The organism is Sphingorhabdus sp. (assembly GCF_044357595.1).
Lineage (GTDB): Bacteria > Pseudomonadota > Alphaproteobacteria > Sphingomonadales > Sphingomonadaceae > Sphingorhabdus_B.
In genome coordinates, this window is the sequence record NZ_JBIKPH010000069.1 from 1 (window position 1) to 12,851 (window position 12,851).

The 12,851-nt window shown below is 55.7% G+C and carries 11 protein-coding genes and 1 pseudogene; 6 read left to right on the forward strand and 6 right to left on the reverse strand.

Annotated features, from left to right (window positions below; genetic code table 11):
- A pseudogene (locus tag ACIQ2T_RS08110) lies at window positions 1–272 on the reverse strand (toxic anion resistance protein); the annotation flags it as partial.
- Between the two features lie 83 nt (window positions 273–355).
- On the reverse strand, window positions 356–1,060 hold the full coding sequence (locus ACIQ2T_RS08115) for an arylesterase (RefSeq protein ID WP_397584290.1): 705 nt from the start codon (window positions 1,058–1,060) through the stop codon (window positions 356–358).
- A gap of 42 nt (window positions 1,061–1,102) precedes the next feature.
- Between ACIQ2T_RS08115 and ACIQ2T_RS08120 the strand changes: the two genes are divergently transcribed.
- Both ACIQ2T_RS08120 and ACIQ2T_RS08125 read left to right on the forward strand, forming a co-directional pair.
- The gene (locus ACIQ2T_RS08120; protein ID WP_397590376.1) at window positions 1,103–1,774 is read left to right on the forward strand and encodes an ABC transporter ATP-binding protein; all 672 of its coding nucleotides are present in this window, start codon (window positions 1,103–1,105) and stop codon (window positions 1,772–1,774) included.
- 2 nt (window positions 1,775–1,776) lie between these two features.
- Entirely contained in the window at window positions 1,777–4,281 is a 2,505-nt protein-coding gene (locus tag ACIQ2T_RS08125; protein ID WP_397590377.1) for an ABC transporter permease, read from the forward strand.
- Here ACIQ2T_RS08125 and ACIQ2T_RS08130 read toward each other — a convergent pair.
- Window positions 4,278–5,231 (reverse strand): bile acid:sodium symporter family protein, encoded by a 954-nt coding sequence (locus tag ACIQ2T_RS08130; protein WP_397590371.1) that lies wholly within the window; start codon window positions 5,229–5,231, stop codon window positions 4,278–4,280. The genes ACIQ2T_RS08125 and ACIQ2T_RS08130 overlap by 4 nt on opposite strands.
- A gap of 135 nt (window positions 5,232–5,366) precedes the next feature.
- Between ACIQ2T_RS08130 and typA the strand changes: the two genes are divergently transcribed.
- A complete protein-coding gene (gene typA / locus ACIQ2T_RS08135) occupies window positions 5,367–7,202 on the forward strand; it encodes a translational GTPase TypA (RefSeq protein WP_397590378.1) in 1,836 nt (611 codons plus the stop codon).
- Between the two features lie 49 nt (window positions 7,203–7,251).
- Here the strand turns inward: typA and ACIQ2T_RS08140 are convergent, their stop codons facing one another.
- Window positions 7,252–8,463 (reverse strand): NAD(P)/FAD-dependent oxidoreductase, encoded by a 1,212-nt coding sequence (locus ACIQ2T_RS08140; protein ID WP_397590379.1) that lies wholly within the window; start codon window positions 8,461–8,463, stop codon window positions 7,252–7,254.
- A 64-nt stretch (window positions 8,464–8,527) separates the two neighbouring features.
- On the opposite strand from ACIQ2T_RS08140, the gene ACIQ2T_RS08145 reads away from it, so the two are divergent.
- Window positions 8,528–8,818, forward strand: a complete 291-nt coding sequence (locus ACIQ2T_RS08145; RefSeq protein ID WP_397590372.1) for a DUF3297 family protein — start codon at window positions 8,528–8,530, stop codon at window positions 8,816–8,818.
- Window positions 8,819–8,830: 12 nt separating this feature from the next.
- On the opposite strand, the gene ACIQ2T_RS08150 is transcribed toward ACIQ2T_RS08145, so the two are convergent.
- Window positions 8,831–9,970 carry a serine hydrolase domain-containing protein gene (locus ACIQ2T_RS08150; RefSeq protein WP_397590373.1) on the reverse strand — a complete coding sequence of 380 codons (1,140 nt, stop codon included), beginning with the start codon at window positions 9,968–9,970 and terminating at the stop codon, window positions 8,831–8,833.
- Window positions 9,971–10,001: 31 nt separating this feature from the next.
- Here ACIQ2T_RS08150 and ACIQ2T_RS08155 point away from each other — a divergent pair, with 31 nt between their 5' ends.
- Complete coding sequence (locus tag ACIQ2T_RS08155) at window positions 10,002–10,376, forward strand: hypothetical protein (RefSeq protein ID WP_315470420.1); 375 nt, start codon at window positions 10,002–10,004, stop codon at window positions 10,374–10,376.
- Window positions 10,377–10,416: 40 nt separating this feature from the next.
- Here ACIQ2T_RS08155 and mnmA read toward each other — a convergent pair whose 3' ends face one another.
- Window positions 10,417–11,541: a tRNA 2-thiouridine(34) synthase MnmA gene (gene mnmA, locus ACIQ2T_RS08160; RefSeq protein ID WP_397590374.1), complete on the reverse strand. Its 1,125-nt coding sequence runs from the start codon at window positions 11,539–11,541 to the stop codon at window positions 10,417–10,419.
- Between the two features lie 537 nt (window positions 11,542–12,078).
- Here mnmA and ACIQ2T_RS08165 point away from each other — a divergent pair.
- Window positions 12,079–12,378: a DUF1153 domain-containing protein gene (locus ACIQ2T_RS08165; protein WP_397590375.1), complete on the forward strand. Its 300-nt coding sequence runs from the start codon at window positions 12,079–12,081 to the stop codon at window positions 12,376–12,378.
- Window positions 12,379–12,851: the final 473 nt, after the last annotated feature.

A 12,851-nucleotide genomic window follows, 5' to 3' on the forward strand; every position in this document is an offset into this window, starting at 1 on the left:
TCCAAGAAGCGGTTCGACTGCGCCGATGCTTCCATAATTTCCTTGCGGCCCATATTTGTTAACTGGTCCACCCGCTTGCCAAATTCAGGGCTGTTAACGTCCTGTGCGACCAAATCGGCGACATAAGCCTCTACACGCTGCGCAAGCTTGCTTTGCTGCTCATCGGTCACTGGAACCAGCCCCATTGCCTGTTGCGGGGCAACAGTGGGCACAGGATCTGGCGGGGTCAGCTTCAGCTCTTGAAATGTCTGGGTTACGGTTTCAGTCGACATGGCCAAAAATCCCTCAGTCCTTAGATATTGCAACAGATGGAACCAGTGCCCGACCATTTCAAGCACTTCTATCACCAACTGTATTATTTTTCTAATACAGCTTCTTTGTCGTCCTTCAAAGCAGCTTCGACCAGCGGGGATAATCCTTCGACAACCCGCGTTACGCCCTTGGCATTGGGATGGATGTTGTCCGGCAGCATCAATGCCGCATCCGTCACCACGCCATCAAGGAAAAACGGGTAGAGCTTCGCGTCAAATTGTTTCGACAATGCGGGAAATATTCCATTGAAAGATTTTCCATAATCTTGACCCATGTTGGGCGAAGCCAGCATGCCGGTGAGCACAACCGGAATACCGCGCCGTTTCAACTCGTCCATCATTGTCGTCATATTTGCTTTGGTTTCCGAGGGCTTAATCCCCCGCAACATGTCGTTGCCACCAAGGCCAAGCACAACCAGATCAGGCTTTCGCTCAAGATTATCGAGCACGAAGGCGAGCCGCGCTTTTCCGGCTGCCGTGGTATCACCGGACACGCCAGCATTATGAACACGCGCCTTAATGCCTGCTGCCTGCAACGCGGCCTGCAACTGCGGCGCAAGCCCTTCGCCAGGGGCAAGGCGGTATCCGGCGTAAAGGCTGTCCCCGAACGCGACGACCAGCCTATCATATTGCGCGACCTTGGTGCCATGAGTCACTTCGGTCTTGGTTTCTGCTACAGGATTAGACCCGCATCCTGACAGCCCTTGGATTGCGACACATAACGCCCCATATAGCCAAAAACTTCTCATAAGGATTTTTCCTTGCACGCTCCGGTTAATAACAAAGTGGATATGGCAATCCGCGCAGCAAATGTCACCCTTAGCCTTGGCAGCAACGACGCATCGGTGTCGATTTTACGCGGGGTATACCTTGAGGTACCCTATGACAGCAGTGTGGCATTGCTTGGGCCATCGGGGTCAGGCAAATCGTCGCTGATGGCCGTACTCGCCGGGTTGGAGCAGGCAAGCGGTGGAACTGTGCTGGTCGATGGCCTTGATTTCACCAAGTTGGATGAAGACGAACTCGCGCGCGCGCGCCGTGGACGCATTGGTATCGTATTGCAGGCATTTCACCTTTTGCCGACCATGACGGCGCTTGAAAATGTCGCAATTCCTTTAGAGTTAGCTGGTCTCGAAGACCCGTTCGGACGGGCACAAAGCGAGCTTGAAGCCGTCGGCCTTGGCCATCGCCTTACGCATTATCCATCGCAATTATCCGGCGGCGAACAACAACGCGTCGCCATTGCCCGCGCAATGGCCGCTGGGCCAAAGATCATCTTTGCGGATGAACCGACGGGCAATCTGGATGGGTCGACCGGCACCTCAATTATCGACCTTTTGTTCGCGCGCCGCGCCGCCTTGGGCGCGACATTATTGATCATCACGCACGACCCCGAACTTGCACGCAAATGTGACCGCGTAATCTCCATGCAGGACGGCCATGTCGTGGAGAGCGCGGCTTGAACCTGACGCTCGCTGCCATTTGGCGTATATCGCGTCGTGATTTGTCCGCACATATTCGCGGGCTACGTTTGCTTGCGATTTGCCTGTTCTTGGGCGTGGCGACCCTCGCAGCCATTGGCAGCCTGACCGCTGGCATAGCCGATGAACTGTCGCGGCGTGGCCAGACCATCCTTGGCGGCGACGTCGAAATCGGCATCGCACAACGTGAAGCGACGCAAGCCGAAATGGCGGCAATGCGCAAAGCTGGCCAAGTCTCCCAAACTGTCCGATTGCGCGCGATGGCTATTGCCGGTGAAGCAGGCGGAGACAGCCTGCTGGCAGAGTTAAAGGCCGTAGACAGTATTTATCCGCATTATGGCGCATTAACCTTGCGTGGTGGCGGCAGCGTCAAGGCACCAGCCAAAGGCGAAATTTACATCGGTCCGACCTTGTCCGAACGGCTCGACATTAAAATCGGTGGTACCGTCCGTTTTGGCGAGGAACGGTTCAAAGTGGTGGGCATTATTGACCAAGAACCTGATCGTTTGGGCGAAGGCTTCACGCTTGGTCCAGTCGCCATCATCAACATGGCCTCGTTACCGGACACCACTTTGATCCAACCGGGCAGCATGTATGAGGCGAAGTACCGCATAAAACTATCCGCAAACGAAGACGCCGCCGCCGTCGCAAAAACGCTTGAGGCGCAGTTCCCCTCGGCGGGTTGGGACATTACGGATCGCTCCAACGGCGCGCCAGGAACGCGGCGCTTTATTGAACGTATGGGGCAGTTCCTGACGCTGGTTGGCCTTGCCGCATTGGTCATTGCAGGCATTGGCGTTGGCAATGGTGTGAGCAGTTACCTTGCCAGCAAGCGCGCAAGCATTGCCACGCTGAAAGTGACAGGCGCCGACAGCGGGACAATATTCCGTATCTATATGCTCCAAATCCTGGCTGTTGCCGCAGGTGCGGTTATCGCTGGCCTTGCGGTGGGCAGTGTCATGCCTTCGGTCATTGGCTGGGTTGCTGGCGACATTTTGCCGGTCGCACCGGGCTTTAATCTGCATCCCCTGCCGTTGCTCGTCAGCGCGATCTACGGCCTGCTCATCGCCATTGCCTTTGCCCTGCCGCCCTTGGCCCGCGCGCGCACAGTTCCCGCCGCTGGCCTGTTCCGTGCCATTGTAGAAGGCAATGCCCGCATCGACCGGCGCAGCGCATTTTGGGTCGTGTCCGCAATCATCGCGATCATCGCGCTCGCGGTTCTGACTGCGCGGGAGCCTTTATTCTCGCTGGCATTTATCGGCGCGGCCTTTGGCTTGTTGCTGTTGCTTACCATAATTGCGTGGCTGCTGCGTGCCATCGCCTTGCGTGTTCCACGGCCAAAGGCACCGCTGCCGCGTTTGGCGCTCGCAAACCTGCATCGCCCCGGCGCGCAAACTCAGGCATTGGTGGTGGCGCTTGGGCTTGGCCTCACCTTATTTGTGACGCTCGCTGCCATCCAAACGAGCATTAACAACGAAATCAAGAATAGCGTACCCGACCGCGCGGCGAGCTTCTTTGCATTGGACATCCCGCGTGAAGGCGCAGCCCAATTCACGCAGATGGTCAAAGAAGCCGATCCTAAGGCCACCATCAACATGATACCCGCCTTACGCGGCACTATCATCGAATATGGCGGACAGCGCGTTGACCAGCTGGAGGAACTGCCCGAAGGCGCATGGGTCCTGAACGGTGATCGCGGCCTGACCTATAGCAGTGCATTACCCAAGGGCAGCGAGATCGTGGCGGGGCAGTGGTGGTCCGCCGATTACAAAGGCCCGGCATTGGTTAGCCTTGAGGCCGAAGTGGCCAAAACATTGGGCGTCGGCGTTGGGGATAGCCTCACCATCAGCCTACTTGGTGTCGAAGTTCCCGCCCAAATAACATCCTTGCGCACTGTCAAATGGGATAATTTCGGCCTAAACTATGTCATGGTGTTTTCGCCGGGAAGCCTTGACGCCGCGCCGCACAACATGGTGGCGACATTGACGGTGTCAAAACCGGCGGAGCGCATATTGGCAAAATCGATCCCGCCGACCTTCCCCTCCTCGTCTTTGATCGAGGTTGGTGAGGTCACCGCGCAGATCACCGTTCTGCTAACCCAAATGGCGCAGGCGATTGCCGCTGCGGCGTCTATCGCTATCTTGGCTGGTATTGCGGTGCTTGTGGGTGCAATCGCCGCCGCGCGGCAGTCGCGCATTTACGACAGCGTCATCATGAAAATGTTGGGCAGCACAAGAGGGCAGATTTTGGGCGCTCAGGCACTTGAATATGGCATATTGGCGGTCGTTCTGGGTCTGGTGTCGCTGTTGCTTGGCATGTTGGCGGCTTATTATGTTGTGGTCCAAATCTTCGATTTCAGCTTCATGCCGGATTATTCGATTTTGGCGCTCACGCTCATTGGCGGCGCTGGATTAACCTTTGTTCTTGGCATCATCGGCTCGCTACCCATATTGGCCGCAAGGCCTTCAGAGGCATTACGCAGCCTCTAATCTCGCGCCAAATTCGTGGCGAGTGGCGCTGACAGGATCAGTTGCGCCATATGATATATAAGCGTCGGCAGCAGCACCATGCCGGCAATCGCTGGCGGAAATATCGTCGCGGCGAGCGGTGCGCCGATGGCGATACTTTTCTGTCCGCCGGAAAACAACATCGTAATCCGGTCACCGCGTGGAAGCTTCATAACCCCACCCAATGCCCACGCGCCGCCAAAGCCGACCAGCAGCAAGCCCGACACAGCAAGAGCCAACCACGCCAATTCATCGCCGCGCACAATGCTCCAGATGCCTGCAACAACTGCGCCTGAAAAGGCCACATAGACCGCGATAGCAATTGATATGCGGTCCATCCACGTGGCCAGGTCCTTGTGCGCATCAACCCATGGCTTGCACCAACGTTGCGCCATTTGGCCCAGCGCAAAGGGCAAAAGGAGGATGAGCGCAATGCGACCGACAGCTTGGCCAGAGACGGTCGCCTCCCCCACATGCGCCAGCAGCGCAAACAGCAAAGGCGAGAGCACAACGCCGATCAAGTTGACCAAAGCCGCAGCAACAACGGACGCTGCAACATTGCCACGGGCCAGCGCGCAATAGGCTGCCGCTGATTGAACGGTCGAGGGCAATATTCCTGTAAACAGCAATCCCAAAGCAAGTATCGGCGGCAATATATTGTCAAAAATATGTGACATGGCCAATCCCGCAGCAGACATCACGCCAAATACGAACAGGAAAATGGCCCCCTGCAGCTGCCAATTGCGTACGCCACTGGCAACTTCATGGCGTGGCAAACGCACGCCGTTCAGGAAAAACAAAAGGAATATCGCCGCCGACGAGATAAGCGACGCAACCTCCGCCGCCTGACCGCGCACGGGTATAAAACTTGCCAGCAATATCGTGGCGAGTAACAAAAGGACAAAGCGATCAGCGAAGATACGAGCGAACATCCGAGCGCTTTGACCGTTGCAATCGCGTATTGCAACACCAGCGATGTTGCGCTGCAGCGGATATTGCGTTAGTGGCGCGCGAGAATCTGGTGGCGTGTGGCTGCTATGAAGACCTTCCAAAAGGCCCATTTCCAAATGTCATTGCGTAACATCGCCATTATCGCGCACGTCGATCACGGCAAAACCACCCTCGTTGACCAACTGTTCCGTCAGTCTGGCACATTCCGCGACAACCAGCGCATCGAAGAGCGCGCAATGGATTCAAACGACCTCGAAAAAGAACGCGGGATCACCATTCTTGCCAAGTGCACATCGGTAGAGTGGGATGATCACAAGGGTGAAAAAACCCGCATCAACATCGTCGATACACCGGGTCACGCGGACTTTGGCGGCGAAGTTGAACGCATCTTGTCGATGGTCGACGGCGTCATCCTTTTGGTGGATTCGTCCGAAGGCGCCATGCCGCAAACGAAGTTTGTTACCGGTAAGGCGCTTGCTTTGGGACTTCGCCCAATCGTTGTCGTAAACAAGGTAGACCGCCCTGACGAGCGCATTCAGGAAGTGTTGGACGAAGTGTTCGACCTTTTCGTATCGCTCGACGCCACCGACGAGCAGCTTGATTTCCCAGTACTCTATGCATCGGGCCGTAATGGCTATGCCTCGACCGACCCAAGCGCGCGCGAAGGCACGCTGACGCCGATGTTTGAAACGATCGTCAGCCATGTACCGGAACCAAAGGCCGACGTTGACGGCGAATTCAAAATGCTCGTCACTTTGCTTGACCGCGATAACTTCCTTGGCCGCATTCTGACTGGCCTAGTGTTATCGGGCACGGTCAAGGTGAACCAACAAATCCATGCGCTGAACCCTGACGGCAAGATCGTCGAAACCGGCCGCGCATCGAAGATTATGTCCTTCCGTGGCCTGGAGCGCGTTCCAGTGGAAGAAGCGAAGGCAGGCGACATCATATCTATCGCCGGTATGACCACCGCGACCGTCGCCGATACTATCGCCGAGCCGTCGGTGACTGAGCCGCTTCAGGCCCAGCCAATCGATCCGCCAACATTGTCGATGCGCTTTTCGGTGAACGACAGCCCAATGGCTGGCCGTGAAGGTACAAAAGTCACTAGCCGCATGATCCGCGACCGCCTCTTGCGCGAAGCGGAAAGCAATGTGGCCGTCCGCATCACGGAAGCAGAAGACAAGGATAGCTTCGAAGTGGCTGGCCGCGGCGAGCTGCAATTGGGTGTTCTCATCGAAACAATGCGCCGCGAAGGCTTTGAGCTTGGCATCAGCCGCCCACGCGTGCTGTTCCGCGAAGACGAAAAGGGCCAACCGACCGAGCCTTATGAAACCGTCGTGATCGACGTCGACGATGAATATTCGGGGACCGTTGTCGAGAAAATGGCCGTTCGCAAAGGTGACATGACCGATATGCGTCCTTCGGGTGGCGGCAAGACGCGCATCACCTTCAGCGCCCCTTCACGCGGCCTAATCGGCTATCATGGCGAATTCCTGTCCGACACGCGCGGCACCGGCATCATGAACCGCTTGTTCGAAAAATATGGCCCACATCGTGGTCCGATTGAGGGCCGCAAAAATGGCGTGCTGATTTCCAACGGCGCCGGTGAAGCGGTGGCTTACGCCCTTGGCCCATTGGAGGAACGCGGCATCTTGATGGTCTCGCCGGGTGAAGCCCTATATGAAGGCATGATTATTGGCGAAAATGCCAAACCAGATGACCTTGAAGTCAACCCGATGAAGTCGAAGCAGCTGACGAACTTCCGTTCAACCGGCAAGGACGACGCCATTCGCCTCACCCCGCCAAAGCGTCTGACGCTTGAGCAAGCCATTGCATATATCGATAACGATGAAATGGTGGAGGTTACGCCGAAGAACATTCGTTTGCGTAAGCGCTTACTTGACCCCAATGAGCGGAAAAAAGCATCACGCGCCAAGCAGGCCGCATAAAGCAGAAAAGGGCGTCGGTTTCGACGCCCTTTTTCTTTGGGCAACGACCCTAAATGGCTTCCCCTGCCGCGACGCCGCTGGCCCACGCCCATTGGAAGTTGTAACCGCCGAGCCAACCGGTGACGTCCACCGCCTCGCCTATGCAATATAGCCCTGGCATTTTCTTTGCCTCCATCGTCTTTTGCGACAGGCCATCGGTGCTGATCCCGCCCAATGTGACCTCTGCCTTGGCATAGCCCTCACTGCCATTGGGCACAAATGGCCAGTTGCCGAGTAGCGCGCCCGCACCCACCAATTTCCGGTCGTTTTGGTCGGCAAGGTTGCCGAGTAGCCCAATTTTGGCAGCAAGCGCTTCAGCCAACCGCGCAGGCAACACGCGGTCCAGCGTTGACCGTAATGTCGCGCGTGGACGCGCGCGTTTTTCTGCCAAAAGCAACTCAGTTGCATCCAGCGATGGCAGAAAATCAATTTCGACTTGATCCCCCGGCCGCCAATAGCTGCTGATTTGTAGAACCGCAGGACCGCTGAGGCCACGATGGGTGAACAACGCTGCTTCACGGAACGCGGTCTTCTGATGTCGGGCAACAACCTCTGCCGACACCCCCGACAGCTCACGAAACAATATGTCGTCACCCCCGAGTGTTAATGGCACGAGCGCTGGTCGGGGTTCCACAATCTTCAAGCCAAACTGGCGACCCAGATCATAGGCAAAGGCAGTTGCGCCCATTTTGGGAATGCTTGGGCCGCCCGTTGCGATCACCAATGCTCCACCCTGCGCACGAACGCCATTATATGTAACGTGATAGTCGCTTCCATCATGTGTGACTTCACCCACGGGCGCGTCAAATACGAAATCCACGTGCCCCCCCGCAGCAGCAGACTTGTCGCATTCAGCCATCAGCATTTCGACAATTTGCCGCGCTGACCCGTCGCAGAACAATTGCCCCAGCGTTTTTTCATGAAACGCGATATTGTGGCTGCGCACGAGTTCGATAAAGTCCTGCGGCGTGTAACGTCCAAGCGCTGACTTTGCGAAATGCAGATTTGCAGACAAATAGCGTTCCTGTGCATGTGTCGTCGTCGCGTTCACATTGGTGAAGTTGCACCGCCCTCCGCCCGAAATCAGGATTTTCTTACCCGGACCGGATGCATGATCAATCACCAGCACGCGTTTTCCGCGTTGCCCGGCGGTCAATGCGCACATGAGCCCAGCCCCACCGCCACCAAGAATAATTGCGTCATATTTATTTGAAAGTGCCATTTCGTCCCCCTGCACTGCCTGCGCTATATTGCCAAGCGCTATGCTTTGCGGCAAAGCGCCGTTCATGACTGAAGACACCAAATCCGCGGGTACCGACACCCCACCCGATCACTTATCGATTAACCCGATGAGCCCGCATTTCGATGGCGACCTATTGTCGCGCGGCATCGGCATCCGTTTTAAGGGCGCAACCCGCACCACGGTTGAGGAATATTGTATTTCCGAAAGCTGGATTAAGGTGCAAGCGGGCAAAGCGCGCGACCGCAAGGGCAATCCGTTGCTGATTAAATTGAGCGGTCCAGTCGAAGCATGGTTCGAGGACCTTGGGGACGACGCGCCTGTCGCGAAGCTCTAACGTTCGCTTAACTTAACGTTTAGGGAAAACCGAAATCAGCTTCGCCAGTTGATCGTCAATTGGGTTGAGTTTATCATCTTGTGTGTTGCCAAGCCGCACGATCGTCAACCGATGCTGAGGTGAAACCACAACAAACTGCCCAAGATGGCCCAAAGCGGCAAAGACATCGGATGGTGCCTTTCCGGGAAACAGCACCTGATCCCGACCGTCATTGCGCTTATGGTTCAACCACAGATGCGCACCATAGCTTTTGTCATTGGGGCTCTGCGTTTTCATAAAGCGCGTCCAACTGGTTGGCATCATTTGCGCCGACCGAACTGCGCCATTGTTCCGCAAAAATTCGCCAAACTTTGCCCAGTCACGCGCCGTTGCATGGATCATGCTTCCCCCCAGAATTGTGCCGTTGCGGTCAAATTGAGGTATCGCGCTCGTCATACCAAGCGGTTCAAACAAACGGCCACGGGCATATTCCAACATCGCATCACGGCGCACAGCGGGGTCTTTGCTGTCGGTCAAGGATCGGGTCATAATGTCGGAAAGAATATGGCTGGTGGCCGTGCTATATTCAAATTTTTCACCGGGAATGGCCTCCAACGGCCTGGTCTCGGCATAGCGCGCAACATTTTCCCGACCATCAAGAAACAACATGCGCGGTGTATCGGCATCAAAAATCTCGACGCCGCCTTCCGCCATTTCGGTATGGTCTAGCCCCGATGACATATGCAGCAAATGGCGCAGCGTTATTTTGGCACGCCCATCGCGCGGCGTTTGCCACTCGGGGACAATCGCTGGCGTATCCAATGCCAGCCGCCCGTCTGCGACCATCATACCGACCAACACGGCAGTAACACTCTTGGCCATTGACCAGCTGATCAGCCGTGTGTCCGGTCCGTATCCCGGCGCGTAACGTTCGGCGACCACACGACCGCCTTCCATCACCACCAAGGCGCGTGTTTCGGAAAGCGCAGGATCTTCAAAAAATGGCGCGATGACTTTTGATAGCTTTTCTTCGCTAACCGATGCGTCGTCGACAGTCATCGTAAAGCCTGGCCCAGCAGGCTTTTTGGGTTGCTCTGAAGCACAACCGGCAAGCGCCAGAGCAAAGATGGCGCAAAAAGCGGTTGCGGCGGGACGGAATTTGTTTCTAGGCATAGCGCGCTTCGATGCACCAAATGGAGGGCCCATGGCAACCGCAACTTCGACCCAAATAACAAAAGAAACACCACGCCGGTTCAAAAAGCTGAAGATTGTGGGTGCAATCCTATTCGGCGTTGCTGCCGTGTGGTTGCTATGGAACTGGAACAGCATAACGGGGCAAGCGCGGGTTGCTGCGGCTTATGGTGCGCACATTACATGCGCGTGCCGTTATATCGAAGGTCGCGATATGGCATCTTGCGAAACCGATAAGGAAAAAGGGATGGAGATTGTGCGGCTAAGCGACGATCCCGAAAACAAGCGCATCTATGCCTCGGTACCCTTTTTGGCGAAGGCGGTTGCCGAACGGCGCGGTGCCTTTGGCTGTATGCAGTTGAATGAAGCGGAGATCGAAGCGCTTTAAATTGTCTCTGTGCGATCGCTGGATTTAATAGGGCCTGACCCTAGCTGGCTAAGGCTAACTCCACCGCCACTGTTTCCTCAATCCAACCTCCACCAAGAACCCGGTCACCGTCGTACAAAACAGCAGCCTGCCCGGGCGCGACACCATATTCAGGCACGTCGAAACGCAGCCATTCACCGTCAAGCTGGGCGGCGACCGGGCGCGACATGGACCGTACCTTTGCCATCACTGGCCGGTTTCCAATATTGGTTAGCCAGTTGGAGTCGATGATGCGCGCTGCCTGAACCGCAAGCGCCGCGCGCGGACCGACAATCACGCGCTGCGTAGCGGGGTCAAGGCGGATGACATATAGGGGTACTGGCTGGCCCCCAACCTCAAGACCTTTGCGCTGACCAACTGTGTAATGGATAAGTCCCTTGTGCTGACCAAGTACGCGACCATCGAGATGTACGATGTCACCGCCGATTTCAGCATCGGGCCGAATTTTACGCACTACGCTGGCATAATCGCCATCTGGTACAAAGCAGATGTCTTGACTGTCGGGCTTCATAGCCACGATCAGTCCCATTTCCTGCGCAATAGCGCGCACCTGTGGCTTGGGCATCCCGCCCAGCGGAAAGCGCAGATATTCCAGTTGGTCTTGGGTAGTCGCAAACAGGAAATAGCTTTGGTCACGCGCAGGGTCGGCAGCGCGATGAAGCTCCGAGCCGGCTTCGCCCTCGACGCGGCGGACATAATGGCCAGTCGCAAGGCAATCTGCCCCAAGCTCTCGCGCCAGCCGGAACAGGTCCGTGAACTTTACGCCCATGTTGCAGCGCACGCAGGGAATTGGGGTTCGTCCTGCCATATATTCATCCGCGAAATGGTCGATGACCGATTCGCGGAACCGGCTCTCATGGTCGAACACATAATGCGCAATGCCAAGCTTATCCGCGACGGCGCGCGCATCGCGGATATCCTGACCGGCGCAGCATGCCCCTGCGCGCTTTACAGCGCTGCCATGGTCATAAAGTTGCAAGGTGACACCAATCGTTTCTGCGCCCGTCCTTGCGGCAAGGGCCGCTACTACAGACGAATCAACGCCACCCGACATAGCAACGACGATTCGCTTGCCGCTTACGTCAGGGCCCAGTTGAAAATCGGAATGATATATGTCGTCGGTCATAAGAAGGCGTCCCTAAAAGCTTAACCAACAAATAGCCAGTTTTCTCATGAGTTTCCGGATGCGGGCACATTGCCAACGGTGTTGAAAAGGCACGGGCAGGTAATTCCACTTGGCATCATCTGGACGGCATATTTACCTCATATTAGAATTTAGGCGGGTAGCGTGAAGTGATGGAAATGAATTTCCCCCACCGCGCGATGAGCACACACCCCGACCTCTCGAAGGAAAACCGCGAGTCGGTTCTGGAAGCAGCGCGTGCGCGGCAGGCAAAAAGCCGGACCGTCCGCGCAATGCGTCTTGCTGCACATGGTAACATAAACGACGGCGGCGGTCTTGCCGCGCGCATTCAGTGTTTCGCGGCGGAGCCCAACTCGGATGTTGAGGTACGCGGATCCTTTTGGCAAAAAACGGCGCCAGCAGAAATGAATGAAGATCCCATATACCATTCCACTTCAGCTAATAATAAGAATCTCATCTTACCTCTTTCCAGAACAGGCCCAGAATTGAACCTCAGGGCGCATGGAGCAGACAAAAATCATGATTGAAAATCAGAAATTCCGACCATCACAGGTCGTTGGCCCGTTAGGCGAGCCACTTACCCTAGATAGCCTGCCACCTCGTGGCACGACGCGTTGGGTCGTGCGCCGCAAGGCCGAGGTTGTCGCAGCCGTCAGTGGTGGGTTATTGTCGATCAATGATGTCTGCGAACGTTACAACCTAACGCTTGAAGAATTTGCGTCATGGCAGCGCGCAGTTGACGGGTGCGGGATGCCGGGCCTTCGTGTGACCCGTATCCAGCATTATCGTGATCTTTACGAGCGGCAGCAGAAATACTGACGTGAGGGTCAGGAATTATGAAAATCACTCTCGAGGCGTCAGTTAGGTCCTGAACCCAAAAATGGTTTCGGTTAGATACTAAGAAAACCCAGCCACTGCGGCTGGGTTTTCTTTGTCGCGTTTGGACTTTGCCCAACGGCGCAGGATCAATTTTCAATAACTCAATGCCAGTCACATTCATTATGACTTTTTCATGCCGTTTGTCGAAACATATCAGGCATCAGTCTGTATTGTTACCCACAGGGTTTCAGGCTACTCTAAAGCGTAAATCTTCTTTTAACCCTTTGACGTTCCTCGCCTTGCGACAAGTGACTTATTAGGGTAATACAGCTATATTACGGTCATTAAGAGGAAGCTCACGCTCCCCCGGCACTGAACTTGGAAAACCAGTATGAATTACGAGACAACGATGAGCGGCGCGCTGAATGACGAAATGCAAGACGATAACGCGGATCGCAACCGGCGTCGTATAA

Bases quoted from the DNA above. Each gene is read 5' to 3' on its own strand.
- ACIQ2T_RS08150 (WP_397590373.1), bottom strand. From the start codon at position 9,970: ATGCCTAGAAACAAATTCCGTCCCGCCGCAACCGCTTTTTGCGCCATC.
- ACIQ2T_RS08130 (WP_397590371.1), bottom strand. From the start codon at position 5,231: ATGTTCGCTCGTATCTTCGCTGATCGCTTTGTCCTTTTGTTACTCGCC.
- ACIQ2T_RS08155 (WP_315470420.1), top strand. From the start codon at position 10,002: ATGGCAACCGCAACTTCGACCCAAATAACAAAAGAAACACCACGCCGG.
- ACIQ2T_RS08120 (WP_397590376.1), top strand. From the start codon at position 1,103: ATGGCAATCCGCGCAGCAAATGTCACCCTTAGCCTTGGCAGCAACGAC.
- ACIQ2T_RS08140 (WP_397590379.1), bottom strand. From the start codon at position 8,463: ATGGCACTTTCAAATAAATATGACGCAATTATTCTTGGTGGCGGTGGG.
- ACIQ2T_RS08165 (WP_397590375.1), top strand. From the start codon at position 12,079: ATGATTGAAAATCAGAAATTCCGACCATCACAGGTCGTTGGCCCGTTA.
- ACIQ2T_RS08145 (WP_397590372.1), top strand. From the start codon at position 8,528: ATGACTGAAGACACCAAATCCGCGGGTACCGACACCCCACCCGATCAC.
- typA (WP_397590378.1), top strand. From the start codon at position 5,367: ATGTCATTGCGTAACATCGCCATTATCGCGCACGTCGATCACGGCAAA.
- ACIQ2T_RS08115 (WP_397584290.1), bottom strand. From the start codon at position 1,060: ATGAGAAGTTTTTGGCTATATGGGGCGTTATGTGTCGCAATCCAAGGG.
- mnmA (WP_397590374.1), bottom strand. From the start codon at position 11,541: ATGACCGACGACATATATCATTCCGATTTTCAACTGGGCCCTGACGTA.